General features: G+C 70.1%; 19 protein-coding genes. 5 read left to right on the top strand and 14 right to left on the bottom strand.

Annotated features, from left to right (window positions below):
• Positions 1 to 48 precede the first annotated feature (48 nt).
• Positions 49 to 942 carry a LysR family transcriptional regulator gene (locus AVTE2539_RS15350; protein WP_284411862.1) on the top strand — a complete coding sequence of 298 codons (894 nt, stop codon included), beginning with the start codon at positions 49 to 51 and terminating at the stop codon, positions 940 to 942.
• Between the two features lie 47 nt (positions 943 to 989).
• Here the strand turns inward: AVTE2539_RS15350 and AVTE2539_RS15345 are convergent, their stop codons facing one another.
• Positions 990 to 1838: an NmrA family NAD(P)-binding protein gene (locus AVTE2539_RS15345; RefSeq protein WP_284411860.1), complete on the bottom strand. Its 849-nt coding sequence runs from the start codon at positions 1836 to 1838 to the stop codon at positions 990 to 992.
• Positions 1839 to 2058: 220 nt separating this feature from the next.
• On the opposite strand from AVTE2539_RS15345, the gene AVTE2539_RS15340 reads away from it, so the two are divergent.
• A complete protein-coding gene (locus AVTE2539_RS15340) occupies positions 2059 to 2661 on the top strand; it encodes a TetR/AcrR family transcriptional regulator (RefSeq protein ID WP_284411857.1) in 603 nt (200 codons plus the stop codon).
• A gap of 60 nt (positions 2662 to 2721) precedes the next feature.
• Here AVTE2539_RS15340 and AVTE2539_RS15335 read toward each other — a convergent pair whose 3' ends face one another.
• The 5 genes from AVTE2539_RS15335 to AVTE2539_RS15315 all read right to left on the bottom strand — a co-directional run bounded on the left by AVTE2539_RS15335 (position 2722) and on the right by AVTE2539_RS15315 (position 6907).
• A complete protein-coding gene (locus AVTE2539_RS15335; protein ID WP_284411855.1) occupies positions 2722 to 3831 on the bottom strand; it encodes a PA0069 family radical SAM protein in 1110 nt (369 codons plus the stop codon).
• Between the two features lie 185 nt (positions 3832 to 4016).
• On the bottom strand, positions 4017 to 4277 hold the full coding sequence (locus tag AVTE2539_RS15330) for a hypothetical protein (RefSeq protein ID WP_284411853.1): 261 nt from the start codon (positions 4275 to 4277) through the stop codon (positions 4017 to 4019).
• 340 nt (positions 4278 to 4617) lie between these two features.
• Entirely contained in the window at positions 4618 to 5691 is a 1074-nt protein-coding gene (locus AVTE2539_RS15325) for a S1 family peptidase (RefSeq protein WP_284411851.1), read from the bottom strand.
• Positions 5692 to 5782: 91 nt separating this feature from the next.
• A complete protein-coding gene (gene cspE, locus AVTE2539_RS15320) occupies positions 5783 to 5998 on the bottom strand; it encodes a transcription antiterminator/RNA stability regulator CspE (RefSeq protein ID WP_272552015.1) in 216 nt (71 codons plus the stop codon).
• A 204-nt stretch (positions 5999 to 6202) separates the two neighbouring features.
• On the bottom strand, positions 6203 to 6907 hold the full coding sequence (locus AVTE2539_RS15315) for a Crp/Fnr family transcriptional regulator (RefSeq protein ID WP_284411849.1): 705 nt from the start codon (positions 6905 to 6907) through the stop codon (positions 6203 to 6205).
• A gap of 276 nt (positions 6908 to 7183) precedes the next feature.
• Between AVTE2539_RS15315 and AVTE2539_RS15310 the strand changes: the two genes are divergently transcribed.
• The 3 genes from AVTE2539_RS15310 to AVTE2539_RS15300 all read left to right on the top strand — a co-directional run bounded on the left by AVTE2539_RS15310 (position 7184) and on the right by AVTE2539_RS15300 (position 16637).
• Positions 7184 to 7438, top strand: a complete 255-nt coding sequence (locus AVTE2539_RS15310; RefSeq protein ID WP_272568357.1) for a DUF1488 family protein — start codon at positions 7184 to 7186, stop codon at positions 7436 to 7438.
• Between the two features lie 105 nt (positions 7439 to 7543).
• On the top strand, positions 7544 to 16072 hold the full coding sequence (locus tag AVTE2539_RS15305; RefSeq protein ID WP_284411846.1) for a glycoside hydrolase family 94 protein: 8529 nt from the start codon (positions 7544 to 7546) through the stop codon (positions 16070 to 16072).
• Positions 16073 to 16232: 160 nt separating this feature from the next.
• Positions 16233 to 16637 carry a hypothetical protein gene (locus AVTE2539_RS15300; RefSeq protein ID WP_272568355.1) on the top strand — a complete coding sequence of 135 codons (405 nt, stop codon included), beginning with the start codon at positions 16233 to 16235 and terminating at the stop codon, positions 16635 to 16637.
• 65 nt (positions 16638 to 16702) lie between these two features.
• On the opposite strand, the gene AVTE2539_RS15295 is transcribed toward AVTE2539_RS15300, so the two are convergent.
• The 8 genes from AVTE2539_RS15295 to AVTE2539_RS15260 form a co-directional block, all read right to left on the bottom strand.
• Positions 16703 to 17845, bottom strand: a complete 1143-nt coding sequence (locus AVTE2539_RS15295; RefSeq protein ID WP_284411844.1) for an acyltransferase family protein — start codon at positions 17843 to 17845, stop codon at positions 16703 to 16705.
• A gap of 160 nt (positions 17846 to 18005) precedes the next feature.
• Complete coding sequence (locus tag AVTE2539_RS15290) at positions 18006 to 18962, bottom strand: NAD(P)H-dependent flavin oxidoreductase (RefSeq protein ID WP_284411842.1); 957 nt, start codon at positions 18960 to 18962, stop codon at positions 18006 to 18008.
• Between the two features lie 106 nt (positions 18963 to 19068).
• Positions 19069 to 20859 (bottom strand): acyl-CoA dehydrogenase, encoded by a 1791-nt coding sequence (locus AVTE2539_RS15285; RefSeq protein ID WP_284411840.1) that lies wholly within the window; start codon positions 20857 to 20859, stop codon positions 19069 to 19071.
• Between the two features lie 79 nt (positions 20860 to 20938).
• The gene (locus AVTE2539_RS15280) at positions 20939 to 21871 is read right to left on the bottom strand and encodes an electron transfer flavoprotein subunit alpha/FixB family protein (protein ID WP_284411838.1); all 933 of its coding nucleotides are present in this window, start codon (positions 21869 to 21871) and stop codon (positions 20939 to 20941) included.
• 2 nt (positions 21872 to 21873) lie between these two features.
• Positions 21874 to 22623, bottom strand: a complete 750-nt coding sequence (locus AVTE2539_RS15275; RefSeq protein ID WP_272568347.1) for an electron transfer flavoprotein subunit beta/FixA family protein — start codon at positions 22621 to 22623, stop codon at positions 21874 to 21876.
• A 140-nt stretch (positions 22624 to 22763) separates the two neighbouring features.
• A complete protein-coding gene (locus tag AVTE2539_RS15270; protein WP_284411836.1) occupies positions 22764 to 24086 on the bottom strand; it encodes a mechanosensitive ion channel family protein in 1323 nt (440 codons plus the stop codon).
• Positions 24087 to 24208: 122 nt separating this feature from the next.
• Entirely contained in the window at positions 24209 to 25009 is an 801-nt protein-coding gene (locus AVTE2539_RS15265; protein ID WP_284411834.1) for an enoyl-CoA hydratase, read from the bottom strand.
• Between the two features lie 25 nt (positions 25010 to 25034).
• Positions 25035 to 25994 carry a histone deacetylase family protein gene (locus AVTE2539_RS15260; RefSeq protein ID WP_272552001.1) on the bottom strand — a complete coding sequence of 320 codons (960 nt, stop codon included), beginning with the start codon at positions 25992 to 25994 and terminating at the stop codon, positions 25035 to 25037.
• Between the last annotated feature and the right edge of the window lie 21 nt (positions 25995 to 26015).

The following is a 26015-nucleotide window of genomic DNA, read 5'->3' as shown; positions in this document are numbered from 1 at the left end:
ACACAATAAGAGAAGTTGTTACACGCTCTTCACTGCATAATAAAAATTATGGCCCTACCCTTCACCTTCGATCAGCTGCAGGCGTTCATTCTGGTGCTGGACACCGGCAGCTTCTCGGTCGCGGCCGAGCAGCTCGGCGTGACCCAGCCCGCCGTGAGTGCACAGGTGCGCGAACTCGAGCGCAAGGCCGGCCTGCGCCTGATCGAGCGGGTGGGCAGAACGGTTGCCCCCACTGCCGCCGGCACGACACTGGCCGGGCACGCGCGTGGGCTGCTGGACGCCGGCATGCAGGCCGCCGCCGCGGTGTCCAGCCATGCCGACGGCGTTCAGGGCACGGTGCGGATGGGCACCGGCGCGACGGCCTGCCTGCATCTGCTGCCTGCGCTGCTGCGGCAGATCCGCTCGTCGCACCCGGCCCTGCACGTCGTCGTCACCACGGGAAACACCGACGACATCGTTCGCCGCGTGGAGCTGAATGCGCTCGATCTCGGGCTGGTGACCCTGCCGGTCGCCAGCCGTGCGCTCACGGTATCCACCGCGCTGACAGACGCGTTCGTGGCCGTCAGCGCCGTGCAGGCACCGGCACTGCCCAGAACCGTCACGCCCAAAAACCTGGCAGACAAGCCGCTCATCCTGTTCGAGCCTGGCACCAACACGCGCCAGCGGACCGAAGCTTGGCTCTTGGCCGGCGGCGTACGCGCCCGGCCCACCATGGAATTGGGCAGCATCGAAGCGATCAAGCAGATGGTGGCCGCCGGGTTGGGATGCAGCATCCTGCCCGCCATGGCCCTGCGCGATGCGGACCGCACGGCCCTGCAGGTGCGCCCGCTGCGGCCCGCGCTGTCGCGCGAGCTGGGAATCATCATGCGGCAGGACAAGCCGCTGATGCGCGGCATGCAGGTGCTGGTGGCCGCGCTGCTGGCCAGCGCTGCGCAGGCTTGAGCCGACGGCGTGTGCGGCGCCGCTTCAGGCCCGGGGCCAGTGCCAGATCAGTGAGCGCTGTGTGCGCTCCATGTGCCGTCCTGGGCCACCGAGGCCACAAAGTCGGCGAAATCCCGGGGCGGCTTGCCCAGAACCGCCTCAATGTCGTCAGAGACAAGGTCCAGCTTTTCTTGCGCGATGTCCTGGTACAAGTGGCTGAATGTGTCAGCCCACTGCGCCGGCACGCCCATGGCGATCTGCTCCGCCACGAAGACGTCCGGCTCGACGGCCACGTAGCTGACCGGATGCCCGGCACCCCGGCTGATCTCCCGGGCCACCTCGGCAAAGGACAAGGTGCGCGGGCCGGTCAGGTCGTAGGACTTGCCGTTGTGGCGGTCGTCCGTCAACGCTGCAGCCGCCACCTCGGCAATGTCTTGCGCATCGACGAAGGCCTCCTTGCCGTCGCCTGCAGGCAGGCGCAGTTCACCCGACAGCACGGACGGCAGCAGAAAGTCTTCGCTGAAGTTCTGGAAGAACCAGCGCAGGCGCAGGCTGGTCAAGCCCAAGCCGGCGTCGAGGATATGGCGTTCTGCGGCACGCATGGATTGGGAGAAGGCGCTGCCATCGTCGGGCGTGGAAGCCAGCACGGACTTGGTCACACCGGCGGCAGCGGCCACCTTCGCAAACTCGCCCACCTGGTCCGACGCTTCGGTGGTGCCCAGGCCCGCGTGCACGACATAAACCGCTCTCACACCCTCCACCGCACGGCGCCAGGTGGTGGCATCGTCCCAGTCGAAGGGCACTTCTGATTTTCTCGAGACGGCGCGGACAGCCAGCCCGCGCTGCTGCAGCTGGGCGGTGACACGGCGACCGGTCTTGCCGGTGGCGCCGATGACGAGAAGGGGGCTTGGGGACATATCACCTCGGAGTTGCTGCATTGCGAAGAGAGACTGGGTGGCGCTGAGGCACTGCGCGAATAAACGGAATCCGCGGCACCAAAACATACCAACCGGACGGTATCTTATTTCAGATCCTGCTCCAGTCCGCAATACCCCTTGGCACGCTCGCCGCCTGCGTTGCAATGCGCCTGTATGTGTGTGCAACTCAAAGAAGTTTGTGTAGAACACATCTCGCGCTGTGATCCACTTCACCCCTATGGATATCGAAGTACCAGATACAACCAGCGAGGGCGGCAATCCGTACAAGCGGGCCAAACAACCCCAGGTGGTGCGCAGGGCACTGCTGGACGAGGCTGTCAAACTGATCGTCTCGGGCGGCCTTTCAGCCGTCACCGTGCAGGCGGTTGCCGCAGCGGCAGGGGTTTCCAAGGGCGGATTCCTCCACCACTTCCCGACCAAGCTTGCATTGATCGACGCCGTGTTCAAAGACCTGCTCGACTCCATCGACAGCGAGCTGGACCGCTACATGGCCAACGACACTGAAGCCGCCGGCGTCTTCACTCGCGCCTATGTGAAGGTCGTGCTGGAAACGGACGGGGAGAGCAGCGACAACCCCAAGGCAGCGCTGTCGATCTTCATGCTGACCGAACCCCAGCTCAGGCACGCCTGGGCCAACTGGTTCAACGCACGACTGGACCGGCACGACGCCACGGATCGAGACACCCGATTCGCACTGGTCAGGTTCGCGACGGACGGCATCTGGCTGTCTGCGCTCTCCGACATCGACATGCCCGACAGGCTGGAGCTGCGCGACCGTCTGCTCGAAGCGGCAAAGCCTTGAGGCTCGGGCTCGCCAGGCAACCGCCCGCATCCATTTCCTTCAGCGTGCGGTGAGGCAACTTTAAAAAAGAACGCCCTGCCCCCGTGCCAATGCCGGCCGGTACTGCGACAGGTCCAGCTCCACGCGCTGGCGGTTCAGGCCCAGGCGCCGGCACGCGGTGGCGAACCGCTGGCGCACCAGGTCGGCCCACAGCCCCGTGCCCTTCATGCGCGTGGCGAAGTCGCTCTGGTAGCTCTTGCCCGCCGCGCGGGCCTCGGCGCTCAGGCCGTGCAGGTCCTGGATGCGGGCCATCACGCGCGCCGCGCGCTGCGGGTAGTGCAGCGCCAGCCACTCGCGCATGAGCGGCGCCACCTCCCAGGGCAGGCGCACCACGGTGTAGAAGGCGGTCGTGGCGCCGGCATCGCGCGCGGCTTCCAGCACCTGTTCCATGTCTTCGGTGATGAACGGGATCTGCGGCGCCACGCTCACGCCCACGGGCACGCCGGCCTCGGCCAGCGCGCGGATGGTGCGCAGGCGCCGGTGCGGCGCGGCGGCGCGCGGCTCCAGGCGGCGGGCGAGCGCGGCGTCCAGCGTGGTGATGGTCACGTAGGCGGCGGCCAGGCGGTCGCGGGCCAGGGGGGCGAGCAGGTCGAGGTCGCGCTCCACCCCGCTCGACTTGGTGATGACCGAAAACGGGTAGCGGGCCTCGCCCAGCACTTCGATCAGCCCGCGCGTCAGGCGCAGCTCGCGCTCCACGGGCTGGTAGCAGTCGGTGGCGGATCCGATGTTGAGCAGCTGCGGCACATGCCCGGGCCGGGCCAGTTCGCCGCGCAGCACCTCGGCGATGTTGTGCTTGGCGATGATCTGCGTCTCGAAGTCCAGCCCCGGCGACAGGTTCAGGTAGCTGTGCGTGGGCCGCGCGTAGCAGTAGATGCAGCCGTGCTCGCACCCGCGGTAGGGGTTGACCGAGTGCTCGAAGAAGATGTCCGGCGAGTCGTTGGCGCAGATGGCGCTGTGCGCGGTCTCCAGCACCACGTGCGTGGCCTGGGGGGCGGCGGTGTCCGGCGGTTCGCCGGGCTCGGCCCAACCATCGTCGAAGGCGTCGCGCGCATCGCGCAGGAAACGGTGCGGGATCCGCGTCGCGGCGCCCCGCCCCTTGATGGCGTGCAGTGGGATCTGGAATTCGGACATGGACGGCGCCTCGGCTGCGGGCTGGGCCAGGGGCGGCGCCGGTTCGACGCCTGCCTGCGGCCAGCCAAAGACTGTATATAAACACAGATATTAGCGCCGTTCGCTGGGGATGTCTCCCGCCCCTTCGCCGGGCGCAGTTCGCCCCGATGCCGTGGGCCTGCACTGGCCCGGGCTACCGCCTGCGGTCAGGCGGCCAGGGAGAGGCGGCGCAGGAGGCCGCGCAGGTGCATGCGCTGCAGTTGCACATCCAGCGCCTGCAGCGCGCGGCCTTCCTCGGTGAAGCCCGTGATCCGGGCGCAGACCGGGCCGCCTTCCTCCTCCACGGCGATGGTGCCCGTCAGCAGGCCAGCGGCGCGCAGCAGCTCGAAATGCTGGATTTCCTCGGGGTCGGAGGTGGTGAACGGCAGGGGCTGTTCCGCCACCTTGCCCAGGAACACAACGTTCATATGCGCACTTTCTTCACAGGGCTGGCGCGCGCACCGGCCGGAACTCGGGGATCGAATCCGTGGCGCCAAGGCTGCCGCCCTCAGGGAAGGCACACGGTAGGCCACAACGCGGTGCAGCACAAGCACGGCCGGACAGGAGGTCACGGTGCTGCCCTCGGCAATGGTTTCGGTGTTTTTGGCCTCCAGCACAATCAACACCAGGGCATGTCGCTATTAATTTAATAGCAAAATGAAAAACAGCCGCACCCGGTGGCCTCCCGCTGCGCCCATCCCGTGGCCCCTGCGTTGCGGGCCCGCCACCCCCGGCGTCGTGCCGATGCGCCGTTCGGCGCGCCGTGGCTCAGTCGGCCGCCACGGGTGGGGCGGCCGCCGGCCCCGGGCCGGTGAGCGCCATCAGCACGTCGGCATACCAGGCGCAGTTCAGGCCCAGCGATTCGTCCTGCACCAAGTCGCGGGTGCTCATGTCCATGCGGGTCGAGTGCACGCCCAGCAGCTGCCACGGCAGCGGCACCGGCCCTGCGTCCACGCGCCGGCGCAGCACCGGGGCGCCGCTGCTGCCGCGGTGGGTGCGGGCATCGGTCAGGAAATAACCCTGCTGCTGGAACCGCACGCCGTAGGCCGAGGCCACCGAGGCCGCGCGCACCACGGGCAGGCGGTGCACCGTGTCGTGAAACCCCAGCGGAAACCCGATCACGACCAGCGCATCGCCGACCTGGGGCGGATCGCCCGCGGCCTGCAGGTGACTGGCGTCGAACGCCTCGAAGACGCAGCCCTCGGGCAGGCGGGCGGTGTCGATCTCGATCGCGGACACGTCCACCTCGCCCCCGCTGTCCACCGCCTGGCGCCACAGGCCCAGTCCGTCGCGGTACAGCGGCAGCGAGAACACGGCGACGCGCGTGAGGTCCTGCGGGTGCAGGTGCAGGTCGATTTCGATGCGGTCCGGAAAATGGGCGCTGGGCGCGTCGGCCAGCACGTGCCGGCTCGTCACCAGGAAAAGCCGCCCGTCGCGCCGGAAGAAGAAGCCGCTCGCGCCCGTCAGCGAGCGCGGCCCGTCGAACGTGCTGATGCGCGTGCTGGTGAGCAGCACGGATTCGGTGGCCGGGGCCTGGGACTGCGCCACGGGTCCGGACTCGGACTCGGACTCGGCCAGCGGCGCCGGCGTGCCAGGCAGCGCGGCGATCACGCCGTGCATGCGGGCGGCGTCGCGCTCGAAGGTGGACAGCACATGGTCGGAGATGGGGGCGTGGAGCATCACGGTCCGGGCCGCTTCGACGTGCGCATCGAACGACCGCGCCAGGGTGTCGTGCGCCCCGGACGGCAGGGCATCGAGCAGGGCCGGCAGCAGCGCGTCGATGGCGATGAGGCTGCCCTTGAGTTCGCAGATGCGCTCGGTGACGTCTTGCAGGTTTTTCATGGGGATGCGCCTTCCAAAAAAAGAAAACGCGGCCGGGGCCGCGTTTCGGGAGAGGGTGCGGCCGGGGCGGACACCGCCCGGGCCTGGCGCCTTATTCGACGGCGCGGATGTTGGACGCCTGCGGTCCCTTTTCGCCTTGCGTCACTTCGAACTGCACGCGCTGGCTTTCCGCCAGGGTCTTGAAGCCGCTGCCACCCTGGATTTCACGGAAGTGGGCAAACAGGTCCTTGCTGCCGTCATCGGGGGCGATGAAGCCGAAGCCCTTGCCATCGTTGAACCATTTCACGGTGCCGGTTTGTGTCGTCATATCGATTCCTTTTCAAGTTGCCGCGGCGCGAACGTGCCTGCGGCGCAGAGACGCCAAGAAAATCATCGATGGGATATTCGACAACATCCACCGGCAGGGCGCCGGCGGGCAACTGGGGAGCGACCTAGGGAGTGACGGTCTTGCACATGTCTACGCGACCCATGGTACACCCGTTCCCGCAACCGCCCTGGCGCAGCGACGCGCTCACGGCAAAAGCCGCTCGTACTCGCGCTGCACGAGCCGGTGGCATTCGCAGCTGCGGCGCAGCAGTCCATCGATGTCCAGCACGGTGATGCGGCCACGGCGGTAGCGGATCAATCCCGCCTGCTGCAGATTCCCCGCCGCTTCCGTCACCCCTTCGCGGCGAACGCCCAGCATGTGGGCGATGAGTTCCTGGGTCACCACGACGTCCGGGCCCTCCAGGCGATCGAGGCTGGTCAGCAGCCAGCGGCACAGTTGCTGGTCCAGCGAGTGGTGGCGATTGCACACGGCCGTCTGCGCGATCTGCGCCAGGAGCGCCTGTGCGTAGCGCAGCAGCTGCCGCTGCCACGCGGCGGACCGCTGCAGCACGTCCAGCAGCGCATGGGCCGGCACGCGCCAGCCGCGGCCTGCGCACTGCACCACGGCGCGGTGGGGCATCGATTCGCCACCCAGCACGATGCACGCGCCGACCATGCCCTCGAAGCCGACCACGGCGACCCCCGCGCAACCGCCGTCTTCCAGGCGGTGCAGCAGCGAGACGATGGCGGTGGTGGGAAACACCGCATGGCCCACGCGCTCGCCCGGCTCGCCGAGCACCAGGCCCACGCCGAGGCTCACGGATTCGAGGTCGGGGTGCAGGCGCTGCCATTCGGCGTCGCCCAGTGCGGCGAGCAGGCGGTTGCGCCGGGGTTCTTCACGGTGGGGCATCGCATTCTCCAGAAAGCCGGATGCATCAGCGATGGAACAGCCACCGGCAACGATTCGCCCGGTTCAGTATAGGGCGCGGCCCGGGCGCGGCCTGTGTGTGCCAGCGCACAGACAGGCGGGCGATCCGGCCATAGCCTCGCAGGCCAAGCGGCGCCAAGTCTTTCGCCGGCCTCTTTGGCCGCTCTCGTTGGCTTCTTTGCGCGCTCCACCTCATGCCCGCGCCGGTGCACCCACCGCGGCGGCATGCGATCACCCCCCACCTTTTCGGAGTTCCCCATGTCACAGCCTCCCTTTTTCCACGAAGCCTCGGGAACGGTGCGCTTCTGGGTCGAGGTCCAGTCGCAATGGATCGGTGCCAGTGTCGGCAAGGATGCCCTGCACTACCGCTACAGCCCCGGCACCGCGGACGAGGACCCGATGGACACCTACCGCAGCCACGCCCCCGAGATCGAGGCCGCGGTGCGCCGCCGGGTGGACCAGGGCGCCATCGAGCCCGTGATGCTGCGCGAGTTCGACCTGCGCGCGCCCTAGAGCGGCCGGCCGCGCACCCGCGCCCCCTTCGCCCCGCCTTCCGTTGCCCGATCCGCCGTTCAGTCGCCTGGGCGCACCACCGCCCACTGCCCACCGAAAGGCACCATGCCCCCCTTCCTCCAACGCCTCTTTTTTCGCGGCAACGATGCCTCGCTGTGGTCCGGCTCGGCGCCGGTGCGCGGCGAACTGTTCGGGCTGGAGCGCCTGGAGCAGCACGCCCAGAGCCTGGCCGCCGCGCAAGCCGTCAGCGCCAGGCCCCCGGCCGTCGCCCCGCTGCGCCGGCGCCTGGACGACAACGCCCGGGTGCTGCTGGCCGCCTACCGTGCCAGCGCGGCCGAGCTGGAGGCGGGCCGGCGGGTCGTGCCCGCCGCCGAGTGGCTGCTGGACAACTACCACCTCGTCGAAAAGCAGGTGCGCGACATCCGGGGCGACCTGCCGGCCGACTACTACCGGCAGTTGCCCAAGCTCGCATCGGGCCCCTTCGCTGGCTATCCCCGGGTGCTGGGCCTGACCTGGGCTTTCGTGGCCCACACCGACAGCCATGTGGATGCGGGCACGTTGCGGGCCTTCCTGCAGGCCTACCAGCGTGTGCAGCCGCTGACCATCGGCGAGTTGTGGGCGGTGGCGATCACGCTGCGCATCGTGCTGATCGAAAACCTGCGCCGGCTGGTGGACCAGATGACCGTGGGGCGCGCCGCGCGGGCCGACGCCGACCGGCTCGCAACGCACCTGATGGCCCTGGGCTCCGCCCGCTCGGCGCTGGACGAGGACATCGCCGCGCGGTCACCCCTGGCGCTGTCCGAACTGTTCGCCGCCCAGCTCGCCAAGCGGCTGCGCGACCACGACCCGCGGACCATGCCGGCACTGGGCTGGCTGCAGGAGCGCCTGCAGCAGCAGGGCACCACCATCGACGAAGTGGTGTCGCATGCCCAGCAGCGCCAGGGCGCCTCCAACGTCACCGTGCGCAACGTGATCACCAGCCTGCGGCTCATGTCCGACATCGACTGGGCCGACCTGTTCGAAAGCGTGAGCCTGGTGGACGAGCGGCTGCGCGAAGGCAGCCACTTCGCCGCGATGGACTTTCCCACGCGCAACCTCTACCGCGACGCCATCGAGCAATTGGCGCGCCGCTCCCGCCATTCGGAGCTGGATATCGCCGAACACGCACTGGCCGCCGCGAAGGCCGCTGCCAGCGCCTCAGGTGCAGAGCGCGGCGACGGCGCCGACGACCCCGGCTACCACCTCATTTCCGCAGGCCGCAGGGCGCTCGAGCAGGCCATCGGCTTCCATGCGCCGCTGCACTGGCGCCTGGCGCGCCTGCGGGGCGAGCACAGCCTGCGCGGCTACGTGGGCGCCATCGCGCTGACCACGGGTGCGCTGTGCGCCGCGGGCTGGTTCGTGCTGCCCGTGGGCGCGGGCGCGTGGCTGACCGCACTGTGGCTGCTGGGCCTGCTGCTGCCCGCCTCCGAGGTCGCCACCAGCCTGGTGCACCGGCTGGTGGCCTGGCGCCTGGGCGCGGCGCCCCTGCCCGGGCTGGAGCTGGCCGGGGGCATTCCGGCCTCGATGCGCACCCTGGTGGCCATGCCCACGCTGTTCACCAGCCCGGCGGACCTGCTGGAGCAGATCGAGCGGCTGGAGGTGCACTACCTGGCGGGCGGCGAGGGCGACATCGCCTTCGCGCTGGTGGCCGATGGCGTGGACGCGCCCACGCAGGACCTGCCCTCCGACGCCCCCCTCGTCACACTGGCCGAGCAGGCCATCGCGGCGCTGAACCTGCGCCACGGCGCCGCGCCGCAGGGGCCGCGATTCCTGCTGCTGCACCGCCGCCGCCTGTTCAATGCGGCGGAGAACACCTGGATGGGGTGGGAGCGCAAGCGGGGCAAGCTCCATGAACTGAACCAGCTGCTGCGCGGCGCGGCGGACACCAGCTTCGTGCCCACGCCGGCCGTGCCGCAGGGCGTGCGCTACGTGATCACGCTGGACGCGGACACGCGACTGCCGCGCGACGCGGCGCTGCGCCTGGTGGGCAAAATGGCCCATCCGCTCAACCGCCCCCGGTTCGACCCGGTGTCGCAACGCGTCGTGGGCGGCTACGCGATCTTGCAGCCGCGCATCACGCCGTCGCTGCCCACCGGCAGCCAGGGTTCGTTCTACCAGCGGATCTCCTCCAGCCCGGGCGGCATGGACCCGTATGCAATGGCCATCTCGGACGTCTACCAGGACCTCTTCGGCGAAGGCTCGTACACCGGCAAGGGCATCTACGACGTGGATGCCTTCGAGGCATCGCTGCAGGGCCGGGTGCCGGACAACGCCCTGCTGAGCCACGATCTCTTCGAAGGCACTTTCGCGCGCGCCGGCCTGGCCTCCGACATCGAACTGATCGAGGAAGCCCCGGCCCGCTACGACGTGGCCGCGCGGCGCCAGCACCGCTGGACCCGGGGCGACTGGCAGCTGCTGCCCTGGATCGCCGGCCACTGGACCGGGCCCCAGGCCGTGTCCGCCGTGGGGCGCTGGAAGATGATCGACAACCTGCGCCGCTCGCTGCTGGCGCCATCGGCGCTGCTGGCGCTGGCCATGGCCTGGGCGATGCCCACGGCACCCGCCGCCGTCGCCATGCTGCTGGTGCTGCTGTTGCTGGCCATTCCTTCCTGCCTGCCGTTGCTCTCCAGCGCCTGGTCGCACCGGCCGGGCGTGCGGCTGCGCGGCCAATGGCGGGTGCTGGCCGCCGATGCGCGGATGGCCTGCGCCCAGACCGTCCTGGCCTGGAGCCTGCTGGCGGATCAGGCCTGGCGCATGGGCGATGCCCTGGTGCGCACGCTGGCCAGAATGTTCGCCACCCGCCGCCACCTGCTGGAATGGACGACTGCGGCGCAGTCCGGCCAGCGGCCCCGGCCGGGCGTGCGGGGCTTTTACCGCCAGATGGCCCCGGGCATGGCGCTGGGCCTGGCCGTGGCGGGGGCCGCCATCGCGCTCGCGCCATCGCACTGGGCCGCCACGCTGGCGCTCCTGCTGCCGATGCTGTCGCTGTGGCTGGCGGCGCCCGCCCTCGCCGCCTGGGCCAGCCGACCGCCGGGCACAGCCCCGCTGCTGGCACTGCAACCGGCGCAGGCCCTGGCGCTGCGACGGATCGCGCGACGCACCTGGCGCTACTTCGAGACCTTCGTGACGCCGGCGGACCACATGCTGCCGCCCGACAACTTCCAGGAAACGCCCCGGCCCGTGGTGGCGCGCCGTACCTCGCCGACCAACATCGGCCTGTACCTGCTGGCGACGGCCGCGGCGCGCGATTTCGGCTGGGCCGGCACGCTGGAGACGGTGGCGCGCCTGGAGGCGACGTTCGCCACGCTGCAGCAGCTGCAGCGCTTTCGGGGCCACTTCTTCAACTGGTATGGCACGGCGGACCTGCGCGCGCTCGATCCGCCCTACGTGTCATCGGTGGACAGCGGCAACCTTGCCGGCCACCTGATCGCCCTGGCCAACACCTGCGACGAGTGGCGGGCCCAGGGCGGCCCCTGCGCGGAAGTGCGCACGGGCATCGGCGACGCGCTGCAGCTGGCGCGTGCGGGCCTGCCGGGCCTGGCCAGCGCGCGCGGCGTGCCCCTGGCGCAGCGCATGGGCGAGCTGCTGGACGGCATGGCCGCCCTGATCGATGGCCCCCTGCCGCTGCAGGAACTGGCGCCCGCGCTGGGCCGCCTGGCCGACAAGGCAGCCGGCGCGGCGAAGGAGGCGGGCTCGGTGGACGGCGATCCGGGCGTGGACGAAATGCTGTTCTGGACCCGCGAGATCGCCCGCGTGGCCGCGGCGCACGCCGACGATGCCCTGGCGCCCACCTCGGCGCCGGCACTGGCCCAGCGGCTGCAGGCACTGGCCGGCACGGCGCGTGAGATGGCCCTGGCCATGGATTTCGCGTTCCTGATGGACCCGGAGCGCAAGCTGCTGTCCATCGGCTACGCCCTGGCGGAGCAGCGCCTGGACGAGAACTGCTACGACCTGCTCGGGTCCGAGGCGCGGCTGGCGAGCCTCTTCGCCATCGCCAAGGGCGATGCACCCACCCGCCACTGGTTCCGCCTGGGGCGTGCTGCCACGCCGCTTGCGGGCAGTTCGGCGCTGATCTCCTGGTCCGGCTCGATGTTCGAATACCTGATGCCCTCGCTGGTCATGCGGGCGCCCGCGGGCAGCCTGCTGGAGCAGACGAACCGCCTGGTGGTGCAGCGGCAGATCGCGTACGGGCAGGCGCTCGGCATTCCGTGGGGCATCTCGGAGTCCGCCTACAACGCGCGCGATCGGGAGTTCACCTACCAGTACTCCAACTTCGGCGTACCGGGCCTGGGCCTCAAGCGCGGGCTCGGCGACAACCGCGTCATCGCGCCGTACGCCACCGGCCTGGCCGCCATGGTGGAGCCGCGCGCGGCGCTGCTGAACTACGAGCGCCTGGCCGCCCTGGGGGCGCTGGGCCACCATGGCTTCTACGAAGCGCTGGATTTCACGCCCACCCGCCTGCCCGAGGGGCAGCCGGTGGCCATCGTGCGCAACTACATGGCCCACCACCAGGGCATGACCATCGTGGCCCTGCTCAACGTGCTGAAGGACGGCCGCATGCGCGAGCGCTTTCACCGCGAGCCCATGGTCCAGTCCAGCGAGCTGCTGCTGCAGGAGCGCACGCCGCGCAACGTGGCGGTGGACCGGCCGCGCGCCGAAGAAGTCAAGGCCTCGCTGGACGGCGGCGTGGGCCAGCCACCCACCGTGCGCCGCCTGGCGGCCGGAGCGCCGGGGCCGGTCACGCACCTGCTGTCCAACGGCAGCTACACGGTCATGCTCACGGCCGCCGGTGCGGGCTACAGCCGCTGGCGCGGGGTGGCGGTGACCCGCTGGCGCGAGGACGCCACGCGGGATTCGCACGGCAGCTTCATCTACCTGCGCGATGTGCAAAGCGCCCAGCTCTGGTCCCCCACCACCCAGCCCCTGGGCGCCAGCCACCACCACGGCGACGTGCTGTTCGGAGAGGACCACGCCACGTTCTCGCACCACGACAAGGGCCTGCTCACCACGCTGGACGTGCTGGTGTCCGGCGAGACCGACGGCGAGGTGCGCCGCATCTCGCTGGCCAACAGCGGGCGCCGGGCGCGCGAGGTCGATGTGACCTCCTACGCCGAGGTGGTGCTGGCACCGCAGGCCGCCGACGACGCGCATCCCGCGTTCTCCAAGCTGTTCGTTCTGACCGAGTACCTGCCGGAATTCGGCGCGCTGATCGCCACGCGCCGGCCGCGCACGCCGCACGAGCCGCAGGCATGGGCCGGGCATTTCGCGGTGCTGGAAGGCGAGATCACCGCGGCGCCCCAGTACGGCTCCGACCGCGCGGGCTTCCTGGGCCGGGGGCGCGACCCCGCCACCGCCGCCGCCGTGCTGCAGGACCTGCCGCTGTCGGGCGCCGTGGGCACGGTGCTCGACCCGGTGTTCGCCCTGCGCCAGCGGGTGCGCGTGGCACCGGGCGGGCTGGCGCGCATCGCCTTCTGGACGGTGGTGGCATCGACCCGCGCGGGGCTGCTGGACCTGATCGATCAGCACCACGAGCGCAGTGCCTTCGACCGCGCCGCCACGCTGTCGTGGACGCAGGCCCAGGTGCAGCTGCGCCACCTGGGAGTGGACGGCGAGGAAGCCGCCGACTTCCAGCGCCTGGCCGCCCCGCTGCTGTATGCCGACCGCCGGTTCCGCGCCCATCCCGAGACCCTGCTGCAGGGCGCCGGGCCGCAGTCGGGGCTGTGGCCGCACGCGGTCTCCGGCGACCTGCCCATCGTGGTGCTGCGCATCGACGACATCGAGGACATGCCGCAGGTGCGGCAGTTGCTCACGGCCCACGAATACTGGCGCATGAAGCAGCTGAGCGTGGACCTGGTCATCCTCAACGAACGCGCGTCTTCCTACGTGCAGGACCTGCAGGTGGCCATCGAGACCGCGGTGCGCAGCAGCCAGGCGCGCCCGGCCATGGCGTCGGGCCTGGCGCAGGGCGCGGTCCATGTGCTGCGGGCCGACCTGCTCGGGGTCCAGGGGCGCGCGCTGCTGCAGTCGGCGGCGCGCTTGGAGCTCGTCGCGCGCCAGGGTCCGGTCGCCGACCGGCTCGCCCGCATCGCGCCCCCCGCCCCGGGCGTGGCACAGCCCCCCGCCCGGCCGGCCTGGGCGCCGCCGCCCTCCCCGCTGGCGCCTGGTGCGGCACCCGCCCCAGCGGCATCCGACGACTTGGAGTTCTTCAACGGCCTGGGCGGATTCGCCCTGGACGGGCGGGAGTATGTGGTGCGGCTGGGCCCGGGCCAGGCCACCCCGGCGCCCTGGATCAACGTCATCGCCAACCCGGGGTTCGGGTTCCAGGTGTCCGAGCGCGGCAGCACCTGCACCTGGTGCACCAACAGCCGCGAGAACCAGTTGACCCCGTGGTCCAACGACCCGGTGAGCGATCCGTCCGGAGAAGCAATCTACGTGCACGACGAAGCCACGGGCGAGGTGTGGACCGCCACGGCGCAGCCCCTGGGCGACGATGGCGTGTACGAAGCGCGCCACGGCCACGGCTACAGCCGGTTCGCGCACGCAGCGCGCGGCCTGGGGCTGGAGCTGTTGCAGTACGTGCCCGGCGAGGACCCCGTCAAGATCTCGCGCCTCACGCTGCGCAACACCTCGGGCAAGGCCCGGCGCCTGACGGTCACGGCCTATGCCGAATGGGTGCTGGGCACCTCGCGCGGCGCGTCGGCGCCGTTCATCGTGACCGCGGTGGATTCCGGCAGCGGCGCCCTGCTCGCCCACAAGCCCTGGGACATGGCCTTTCCCGGGCGGGTGGCCTTCGCGGACCTGCGCGGGCAGCAGACGGCGTGGACGGGCGACCGCACGGAGTTCCTGGGCCGCCACGGCGGGCCCGGGGCGCCTGCCGCGCTCACAGGCCATGTGCCGCTGTCGGGCCGCATGGGCGCCGGGCTCGACCCGTGCGCGGCGCTGCAGTGCGTGGTCGAACTGGCCCCGGGGGCCTCGGTGGAGGTCGTGTCCCTGCTGGGGCAAGGCGACTCGCTGCAGGCCACGCAGGCGCTCATCGCCCGCTACCGCACCTGCGATCTCGATGCCGTGCTGGCGCAGGTGACCGCAGGCTGGCGGCAGACGCTGGGTGCGGTGCAGGTGCGCACGCCCGACCGGGCCATGGACATCCTGCTCAACGGTTGGCTGCTCTACCAAACCATCGCCTGCCGGCTCTGGGCCCGGGCGGCCTTCTACCAGGCCAGCGGCGCCTACGGGTTCCGCGACCAGTTGCAGGACGGGATGGCGCTGCGCTTCACCCACCCGGAGCAGACCCGCGCGCACCTGCTGCGCGCCGCCGGCCGCCAGTTCCCGGAAGGCGACGTGCAGCACTGGTGGCTGCCGCACTCCGGCCAGGGCGTGCGCACCCGCATCTCGGACGACCGCGCCTGGCTGGCCTATGCGGCGGCGGAGTACGTCGCCACCTCGGGCGATCGCGCCGTGCTGGACGAAGCCGTGCCCTTCCTCGAAGGCCCGGCGCTGCAGCCTGGCGAACACGATGCGTTCTTCCAGCCCATGCCGTCCGGACAGTCGGCCTCGCTGTTCGAGCACTGCGCCCGCGCGCTGGACCAGTGCATGGCGCTCACGGGCCGGCAGGGGTTGCCGCTCATCGGCACCGGCGACTGGAACGACGGCATGAACCGCGTGGGCGCCGAAGGGCAAGGCGAGAGCGTGTGGCTGGGCTGGCTGCTGATCCGCACCGTCGCCCTCTTCGCGCCGCTGGCCGAGGGCCGGGGCGATGCCCGGGCGGTGCTCTGGCGCGCGCATGCGGAATCGGTGCGCGCCGCCATCGAGGCGGTCGCGTGGGACGGCGCCTGGTACCGCCGCGCCACCTTCGACGACGGCACCTGGCTGGGCTCGCAGGACAGCGGGGAGTGCCGCATCGACGCCATCGCCCAGGCCTGGGCCGTGCTGTCGGGGGCCGCCGACCCGGCGCGGGCCGCCCAGGCCATGGATTCGCTGGAGCGGCACCTGATCCGCCAGGACGACGGGCTCGCGCTGCTGCTGGCCCCCCCGTTCGACCAGATGCCGCGCGACCCGGGGTACATCAAGGGCTACCCGCCCGGCCTGCGCGAGAACGGCGGTCAGTACAGCCACGCCGCCATGTGGTCCATCCTCGCCTTCGCGCAGCAGGGCGATGGCGACCGGGCCGCCGCGCTGTTCCGGCTGGTGAACCCCATCCTGCACGCCAGCACGCCGGAGCAGGTCGCCCGCTACCGGGTCGAGCCCTACGTGGTCGCGGCCGACGTCTATGCCGTGCCCCCGCATGCCGGGCGCGGCGGCTGGACCTGGTACACCGGCTCGGCCGCCTGGATGTACCGCGCGGGCATCGAAGGCATCCTGGGGCTGCGCCGCGAAGGCACGGCGCTGCGCGTGCGGCCCTGCATTCCTGCGGACTGGCCGGGGTTCGAGGCGACGGTCACCATCGGCACCAGCCACTGCGCGATCCGCATCACCCGTGCCCCGGATGCCGGCGGCCCGCCGCAGGCCTGGCTGGACGGTGTCTCCGTGCCCTGCGAAGACAGCGGCGTGCGCGTGCCGCTCGACGGCGGCGGGCACGATTTGCTGCTGACGCTCTGATAGCGGCGCGCCCCGTGCACCGAAGAAAGCCGCCCATACTGTATTTAAATACAGACACTCAGTATACTCTGGCCCACCATGGATTTCGCTCTGTGGCACAGTCGGAGGGCACGCCTGCAGGCAACCCGCCCGGCACTGCGCAGTGAACGCCCCCCAACCCATGAACACCGCTTCTCCCCACGATCCGGAGCCCCCGCTTCCGCCCGACACCGCCCTGACGCAGGCGTCCGATCCCGCCTCCGCCGCGGCCCTGCAGCGCCGCGTCGAGTGCGCACCGGAGTGGTTCTGCGCCTTCCTGGCGGGCAGCAACCGGGAGAAGAACCGCTTTCTCAAGGAGCTGGCCACCATGAAGGGGTCGGTGACATGGCTGGTGCAGCAGCGCCGCCAGGGGCTGTGGACGGCCGAGGAGCGCGACCGGCTGCGCAGCGTGATGCGCTCGGCCTCGTCGGTCAGCCCTTACCTGCTGGTGTGGGTGGTGCCCGGCTCCATGCTCATCCTGCCGTTCATGGCCTGGTTCATCGACTGGCGCCGCCGCGGGCGCGAAGTGGCGAAAGATCCCGCCTGAGCGTCATCCCGGCCTGGCATGGCGAGGCCCCGGGCCTCAGCATCCGGGCCCACCGCCGGGCCTGATCAGCCGAAGCGCCCGGCCGCGAACGCCACCACCACGCCGGTGCCCACGAGCCCGGCCTGCCAGCGCAGCGCCACCGTCCACGACGGCACCTGGCGCTCCACCCGCCAGTACAGCAGGCGCCCCGCGGCCAGCGACAGGCCGAAGGCGGTGGCCATGCCCAGCAGGTTCATCGCGGCGGAGTCCGGCCAGCCCTGCTGGAACGCGGCATTCACCAGCAGGCACACGGGAAAGTGCACGAGGAACACCGAATACGACATGCGCCCCAGCCGCTCCAGGGGATGGGGCACGGCACTGGGCGCACCGGCGGGCCAGCACGCCGACAGCCAGGGCTGCCCCCAGCGCAGCCACAGCACCAGCACCAGCGCGGCCACCCAGGCCACCGCGATGCGTTCGCGGAACTCCACCGCCAGCGCCACCCCCCCCAGCGCGGTGATGGCCAGCAGCCCCGCCCGCGCACGGGGCGCGCGCACGGTCCAGCACGCCAGCATGCCCAGGCCATACGAGCCGAAGAAATAACAGGCCCACATGTCCAGGCCCGGCTCGCGGTTGAGCCACAGCAGGGACAGCGCCGTGCCGGCCAGCACCAGCGCCTTGCCCAGGCGCTCCGCCTGCGGCCGGCTCACGCCCGGCCAGCGGCGCACGGCCGAGAACAGCAGCGCCGCCAGCGCGAAGAGCTGGAAGTCGATGCCCACGTACCAGACCCCGGCGGACAGCGCCTCCTCGCCCACGATGTCCTGGATCATCAGCGCGTTCGCCACCAGCTGGGCGGGGCTGGGCTCGCCCGGCACCGAGGGGTGGTCCAGGAAGGGCCGCACCGCGGCGGATGCCAGCACCGCCAGCACCAGGGCCACGGCGTAGGGCACGGCCAGCCGCACGAACCGCCGGCCGATCTGCTCGGAGGCGCTGTCGAAGCGCGCCGCGCCGGTGGGCGCCAGGCTGGCCGCGGCCAGGTAGCCGCCGAGGACCAGAAACACCTGCACGGCCATCCGCCCATGCTGGGACAGCCACGCCATCACCTGCGGCATCAGCGGCAGGGCCACATCGGACATGGGGCCGTAGAAAACCAGGTGGTGCGCGACGATGGTCGCGCAGGCCAGGCCCTTGACCGTGTCGATCAGGGAACTGCGGGAGGCGGAGGACATGCGGAAACCGGCGAGGGACGAACCATGGAACGGGCCGCGCGGCAAAGTGCCCGCGGGCCCGCAAAAAAGCGCTCCCGGCACTGCCATGCGGCAGCGCCGGGAGCGCGGGGGTCGAAAAGTATAGCGTCCCGGGCCGAGGCAGCCGGCCCGGCGGCGCGGCTCAGATGACGGCCAGGCGGCCCCGCGCGGCCTGGTACTCGCGGCGCAGGCGGGCCACGAGGTCGGCCGCGCCGGTCACCTCGGTGATCGCGCCGATGCCCTGGCCGCAGCCCCAGATGTCCTTCCAGGCCTTCTTGGCGTCGCCGCCGAAATTCATCTTGCTCGGGTCGGACTCGGGCAGGTGGTCGGGGTCGAGCCCGGCCGCGCGCACCGAGGGCGCCAGGTAGTTGCCGTGCACGCCCGTGAACAGGTTGCTGTAGACGATGTCGTCGGAGTTGCCGTCCACGATGGCCTGCTTGTAGGCCTCCTGCGCCCGCGCTTCGTGCGTGGCGATGAAGGCCGAGCCGATGTAGGCGAAGTCGGCCCCCATGGCCTGCGCGGCCAGCACGGCGCCGCCCGAGGCGATCGCGCCGGACAGCGCCACGGGGCCGTCGAACCACTGGCGGATCTCCTGGATCAGCGCGAAGGGGCTCTTGACCCCCGCATGCCCGCCCGCGCCCGCGGCCACGGCGATGAGGCCGTCGGCGCCCTTCTCGATCGCCTTGTGCGCGAACTTGTTGTTGATGATGTCGTGCAGCACGATGCCGCCCCAGCCGTGCACGGCCTGGTTCACGTCCTCGCGCGCGCCCAGGCTGGTGATGACGATCGGCACCTTGTACTTGGCGCAGACCTGCATGTCGTGCTCCAGGCGGTCGTTGCTCTTGTGCACGATCTGGTTGATGGCGAACGGAGCCGACGGCCGGTCGGGGTGCGCCTTGTCATGCGCCGCCAGCGCCTCGGTGATCTCGGCCAGCCAGTCGTCCAGCTGCTCAGCCGGGCGGGCGTTGAGCGCGGGCATCGAGCCCACGATGCCCGCCTTGCACTGCGCGATCACCAGCTGGGGGTTGCTGATGATGAACAGCGGCGAACCGATGACGGGCAGCGAGAGTTTCTGAAGCGCCGGTGGCAACTGGGACATGGACGGTCTCCGGGGTTGGTATTAATGATGAAAAACGGCCCCAGCACATATTTCTCTAGGGCATTCAGCTATCGATTCAATAGCAATCAAAGCAGCCAGAGGGGCGTCAGAACGCCTCGGGCGCCAGCGCGGTCACGCTGTCGGCACCTTCCACGATGGCATCGCGCAGGCCGCCGGCCTTGACCAGGATGTGGTCCGCGTAGAACTGCGCGGTGGCGATCTTGGCGTGCAGGAAGGCTTCGTCCTGTCCCTCCGGCAACAGCCGCTGCGCGGCCAGCAGCGCGCGGCCCATCTGCCAGCCTGCCACGAGGTTGCCGGCCAGCATCAGGTACGGCACGCTGCCTGCATAGGCGGCGTTGGGCTGGGCCTTGGCGCTGGCAGCGATGAAATCCACCACCTCCAGGAACGCCGCGCGGGCCTGGGACAGGCGCCGGGCCACGGCGCGGGCGGCGGGCGTGCCGCTGGCGTCGAGTTCGCCCTCGGTCGCCGCGATCTGCGCGGCGATGGCCTTGGCCGTCTGGCCGCCGTCGCGCGCCGTCTTGCGGCCCACGAGGTCGTTCGCCTGGATGGCGGTGGTGCCTTCGTAGATGGTGAGGATCTTCGCGTCGCGGTAGTGCTGCGCGGCGCCGGTCTCCTCGATGAAGCCCATGCCGCCGTGCACCTGCACGCCCAGGCTGGTGACCTCCAGGCTCATCTCGGTGCTGTAGCCCTTGACCAGCGGCACCATGAATTCGTAGAACGCCGTGTTCTGCCGGCGCGTCTCGGCATCGGGGTGGTGGTGCGAGGCGTCGTAGGCGGCCGCGGCCACGGTGGCCATGGCGCGGCAGCCTTCGGTGTAGGCGCGCATGGTCATGAGCATGCGGCGCACGTCGGGGTGGTGGATGATGGTGGCGCTGGCCTTCACGCTGCCGTCCACGGGCCGGCTCTGCACGCGGTCCTTCGCGTAGCCCACGGCCTGCTGGTAGGCGCGCTCGGCCACCGCGATGCCCTGCACGCCCACGGCGTAGCGGGCCGCGTTCATCATGATGAACATGTATTCGAGGCCGCGGTTTTCCTCGCCCACGAGGTAGCCCACGGCGCCGCCGTGGTCGCCGAACTGCAGCACCGCGGTGGGCGACGCCTTGATGCCCAGCTTGTGCTCGATGGAAACGCAGTGCGCATCGTTGCGCGCGCCCAGGCTGCCATCGGCGTTGACCAGGAACTTCGGCACCACGAACAGGCTGATGCCCTTCACGCCCTCGGGCGCGCCCTGCACGCGCGCCAGCACGAGGTGCACGATGTTGGCGGCCATGTCGTGCTCGCCGTAGGTGATGAAGATCTTGGTGCCGAACACCTGGTAGGTGCCGTCGCCCTGCGGCTCGGCGCGCGTGCGCACCAGCGCCAGGTCCGAGCCGGCCTGCGGCTCGGTGAGGTTCATGGTGCCGGTCCACTCGCCGGTCACCAGCTTTTCGAGGTAGGTGGCTTTGAGGTCATCGCTGCCGGCCGTGAGCAGCGCCTCGATGGCGCCGTCGGTCAGCAGCGGGCACAGCGCGAAGCTCAGGTTGGCGCTGTTGCACATTTCGATGCAGGCCGCGCCGATGGTCTTGGGCAGCCCCTGGCCGCCGAAATCGGCCGGGTGCTGCAGGCCCTGCCAGCCGCCCTCGGCGTACTGGCGAAAGGCTTCCTTGAACCCCGGCGTGGTCGTGACCACCCCGTCCTTCCAAGACGACGGGTTGCGGTCCCCCACGACGTTCAATGGCGCCACCACGCCCTCGTTGAAGCGGGCGCATTCCTGCAGCACCGCCTGGGCGGTGTCGAGGCCAGCATCCTCGAAGCCGGGAAGCTGGGCCACCTGCTCGATGTTCGCCAGGTGTTCGATCGCGAACAGCATGTCCTTGACGGGGGCGGTGTAACTCATGGAAGAAGTCTCCGGGGGCGAAAAATGTCGGAAAAAAAGGCATCGCAAGCGATGCCTTCCGGGGAACGGGGCCGTGCGTTCAGAGCGCCTTGACCAGTTCCGGCACGGCCGTGAACAGGTCGGCCTCCAGGCCGTAGTCGGCCACGCTGAAGATCGGCGCTTCCGGGTCCTTGTTGATCGCCACGATCACCTTGGAGTCCTTCATGCCCGCCAGATGCTGGATCGCGCCCGAGATGCCCGCCGCGATGTACAGCTGCGGCGCCACGATCTTGCCCGTCTGCCCCACCTGCAGGTCGTTGGGCGCGTAGCCCGCATCCACCGCCGCGCGGCTCGCGCCGATCGCCGCACCCAGCTTGTCCGCCAGGGGCGTCATCACTTCGTTGAACTTCTCGCTGCTGCCCAGCGCCCGTCCGCCCGAGACGATGATCTTGGCGGCGGTGAGCTCGGGGCGGTCGCTCTTGGTCACTTCCCGGCCCACGAAGCTGCTCTTGCCCGAATCGGCGGCGGCCTCCTGCTTATCGACAGCGGCCGAGCCCCCCGTGGCGGCCGCGGCATCGAAGCCGGTGGTGCGCACGGTGATGACCTTGGTCGCATCGCTGCTCTGCACGGTGGCGATGGCGTTGCCGGCGTAGATGGGGCGCTCGAAGGTGTCGGGGCTGTCGACCTTGGTGATGTCCGAGATCTGCGCGACATCGAGCTTGGCGGCCACGCGGGGGGCCACGTTCTTGCCGCCCGCGGTGGCGGGGAACAGGATGTGGCTGTAGTTGGCGGCGATGGCCAGCACCTGCGCGGCGACGTTCTCGGCCAGGCCGTCCTTGAGGCTCGCGCCATCGGCCAGGATGACCTTGCTGACGCCGGCGATCTGCGCGGCGGCCTGGGCGGCGGCATCGGCGCCGCTGCCCGCCACCAGCACGTGCACGTCGCCACCGCAGGCCACGGCGGCCGTCACGGTGTTCAGGGTGGAGGGCTTGATGCTGGCGTTGTCGTGTTCGGCAATTACGAGGGCTGTCATGTTCAGATCACCTTTGCTTCGTTCTTGAGCTTGTCCACCAGGGCGGCCACGTCGGGCACCTTGATGCCGGCGCCGCGCTTCGGCGGTTCGGAGACCTTCAGGGTCTTCAGGCGCGGCTTCACGTCCACACCGAGGTCTTCGGGCTTGACGGTGTCGAGCTGCTTTTTCTTGGCCTTCATGATGTTGGGCAAGGTGACGTAGCGCGGCTCGTTCAGGCGCAGGTCGGTGGTGACCACGGCCGGCAGCGTGAGGGAGATGGTCTCCAGACCGCCATCGACTTCGCGCGTGACGTTGACCTTGTCGCCGCTCACTTCCACCTTGGAGGCGAAGGTGGCCTGTGGCAGGTCGGCCAGGGCTGCGAGCATCTGCCCGGTCTGGTTGGCATCGTCGTCGATGGCCTGCTTGCCCAGGATGATGAGCTGGGGCTGCTCCTTGTCCACCAGCGCCTTCAGGATCTTGGCCACGGCCAGGGGCTGCAGCTCTTCGGTGGTCTCCACCAGGATGGCACGGTCGGCACCGATGGCCATCGCGGTGCGCAGCGTTTCCTGGCACTGCGCCACGCCGCAGGAGACGGCGATGACTTCGGTCACCACGCCCTTTTCCTTCAGGCGCACGGCCTCCTCGACGGCGATCTCGTCAAAGGGGTTCATGCTCATCTTCACGTTCGCGATGTCCACACCCGTGTTGTCCGACTTCACTCGGACCTTCACGTTGTAGTCCACCACGCGCTTGACAGGGACCAAAACCTTCATTGCTGCGGCTCCTAGAGTTGTTGATTAATTGACGTTTACGTAAACCGAAACATTCTATTCCGCACCCCTGGCGCATACCCCTGCGCGAGGCAGTGGGATGCCGCCCATCCACAAAAAGAACGATCGTGCTTTTTTGAGAATTATAGGCCAGTGTCTCCGGCCTCCGGGCGCTGCGGTGCGGGTGCTGGCACGTCGGCGACAGCGCCGGCCGGTACCGGGGGCACGGCGTCGCCCCGGATCTGCACCACCCGCTGCGGGTAGGGAATGTCGATGCCCGCCCCGCGCAGGCCCTCCAGAATGGCGATGTTGATGGCCGAGCGCAGGTTGACCGAGCCGGCGGAGGGATCGCTGATCCAGAAGTTCAGGCTGAACTCCAGCCCGTCGGGCGCGAAGTTGACCAGGTAGGCCACGGGCTGCGGTTCCTTGAGCACACGGGCCTGCGCGGCGGCGGCCTCGCACAGGATCTGCTGCACCTGGGCCACGTCGCTGTCGTAGCCCACGACGATGTTGGTGGTGACGTTGAACTTGCGGTCGGCGTCGGAGAGGTTCTCCACGCGCTGGGTGATGAGGGTCTCGTTCGGCACGATGGACTCGCGGCCGTTGCCCGCGCGGATGAGGGTGTAGCGTGTCTTGATGTCGGTGATGCGGCCCTCGAAGCCGTCAACGCGCACGTTGTCGCCGATGCGCAGCGAGCGCTCCAGCAGGATGACGAAGCCGCTCACATAGTTGGAGGCGAGCTTTTGCAGCCCGAATCCCAGGCCCACGCCCACCGCGCCGCCCAGCACCGACAGCGCGGTCAGGTCCACGCCCACGGCCGACAGGGCGAACAGCATGCCGATCATCAGCAGCACCGCGCGCGTGGCGTTCACCGCCACCTTGCGCATGGACAGGTCGTTGACGGCATTGCTCAGCACGCGGCGCTCGAACGTGGACGACACCCACAGCGCCAGCACCATCACCAGCCCCGCCGACAACACGCCCTGCAGCAGCATGAGCAGGCTGACCTGCGACTTGCCGAAGCTGATGGTGATGTCGGCCAGCTCCTGGCGCACCAGCGGCAGCAGCCCCACGCTCCACAGCACGGCCACGCCCCAGGCCACCCACGAGACGATGCGCTCGACCAGCCGCATGGCCGCCGAGCGCGGGAAAGCCGCCGTCAGCACCCGCGCGAAGAAGCGGATCAGCACCAGCGAGGTCAGCACCGGCACCGCCACGCGCAGCAGGAACACCGGCTGGTAATGCTCCACGCCCACGCGTGCCGCATACACCAGCGCCAGCGAGAGCAGCGGGAACATCAGCCCATCGACGGTGCGCCGCCCGAACCACACCGAATCGGCCGGCTGCTGGCGCCCCACCGCGCGGCTGGCCAGGTAAGCCAGGGCGATGCAGGCCGCGAGCACGGCGATCTCCAGCCAGGTGCTGGAATTATTGAAGTCGCGCGACAGGGTGTCGAAGATTTCCATCGGCAGTCAGAAGAAGCAGCAGAAGAAGAAGAAGAAGAAGAAGAAGGCGCCACACCCGGCGGCGCCAGGACCGGAAGGGGTGCAGGGATCGGGAACCGGCGACGGCGGCATGGCCAGCGGGCTCAGCGCGCCGGCTTCCAGGCCGGCGTGCGTTTTTCGGCGAAGGCGCGCGCGCCCTCCTGCGCCGCCGCGTCCATCATGTTGGTGGCCATGGCCTGGCCCGCGAGCTGGTAGGCCGCCTCCACGCCCAGCTCGCGCTGCTGGTAGACCAGGGCCTTGCCCATGGCGACCGCGGCGCGGGGCTTTTCCAGGATGGACTGCACGAGCCGTTCGACCTCGGCATCGAGTTGCGCCTGCGGCACCACGCGGTTCACCAGCCCCTCGGCCTGCGCAGTGCGCGCATCGATGAAGTCGCCCGTCAGCAGCATTTCCATGGCGCGCTTGAACGGCACGTTGCGCACCAGCGGCACGCTGGGCGTGGCGCAGAACAGGCCGTAGTGGATGCCGCTGGTGGCGAACGTGGCGTCGTCCGCCGCCACCGCCAGGTCGCACTGCGCCACCAGCTGGCAGCCGGCCGCCGTGGCCATGCCCTGCACGCGGGCGATCACCGGCACGGGCAGCTGCTGGATGGCGAGCATCATGCGGCTGCACTGGGCGAAGAGCTTCTGGTACCAGGCCTTGTCGAGGTGGGCGGCCATGTCCTTCAGGTTGTGGCCGGCGCAAAAGGCCTTGCCGCTGGCGGCCAGCACCACCACCCGCGCGGTGTCGTCGCGGGCCACGTCGGCCAGCGCCTGCTGCAGCGCGGCGAGCATGCCGTCGCCCAGCGCGTTGAAGCGCGCGGTGTCGTCCAGCGTGAGGGTGACGACGCCCCGCGCATCGCGCGAAACGGCCAGGGGGTTTGGGGGGGCGGAAGGGGTCGTCATGCGATAGGGCGGCTAAGGCAGAAGGTCACAGGTCGGCCAGCACGCGCACGTGGGCTTCCACGCTGCGCGCCAGGGCATCCATCATGTAGCCGCCCTCCAGGCACGAGACGATGCGGCCCTTGGAATGGCGGCGGGCCACGTCCTTCACGCGCTGGGTGATCCAGGTGTAGTCCTGCTCGGTCAGGCCGAGCTGGCCCATGTCGTCCTCGCGGTGGCCGTCGAAGCCGGCGCTCACGAAGATCATCTCGGGCTTGAAGGCCTCCAGCCGCGGAATCCACAGCATCTCGATCAGCTCGCGGATGTCCATGCCGCGCGTGTAGGCGGCCACGGGCACGTTGAGCATGTTGGGCGCCGGGTCGCGGTCGCCGCTGTAGGGATAGAACGGGTGCTGGAAGATGCCCACCATCAGCACGCGGTCGTCGCCGGCCAGGATGTCCTCGGTGCCGTTGCCGTGGTGCACGTCGAAATCCACCACCGCCACGCGGCGCAGGCCGTGGCGCTTCAAGGCATACCGCGCGGCGATGGCCACGTTGTTGAAGAAGCAAAACCCCATGGCCTTGTCGCGCGTGGCGTGGTGGCCCGGCGGGCGCACGCAGCAGAAGGCGTTCTCCAGCTCGCCCGCCATCACCGCATCGGTGGCGGCCAGGGCCGCGCCGGCGGCGCGCAGCGCGGCGTTCCAGGTGTGGGTGTTGATGGAGGTGTCGGGGTCGATCTGCGCATGCGCCGGGCCGCCGGCCAGCAGCTCTTCGGCCAGCCGCTCGGACATGCCGCGCAGGGCGTCCACATGGCGGCGGTCGTGCGCCAGCTCGATGTCGGCCAGAGACGCCTCGGGGGCCTGGATGCGTTCCAGCGCGTCGGCCACGCCGGTGGCGAGCAGTCGGTCCTCGATGGCATCCAGCCGCGCCGGGCATTCGGGATGCCCCGGGCCCATCTCGTGCTTCCAGCATTCGCGATGGGTGAAATAGCCTGTCATGCCCACAGTCATTCCCGTAGCCTCGTTCTTTTT

Origin of the sequence: Acidovorax sp. SUPP2539, from assembly GCF_030158975.1 — a bacterium.
Lineage (GTDB): Bacteria > Pseudomonadota > Gammaproteobacteria > Burkholderiales > Burkholderiaceae_C > Paracidovorax.
The sequence above is the reverse complement of the archived record's forward strand: the minus strand, read 5'-3'. Positions and strand labels throughout refer to the sequence as shown.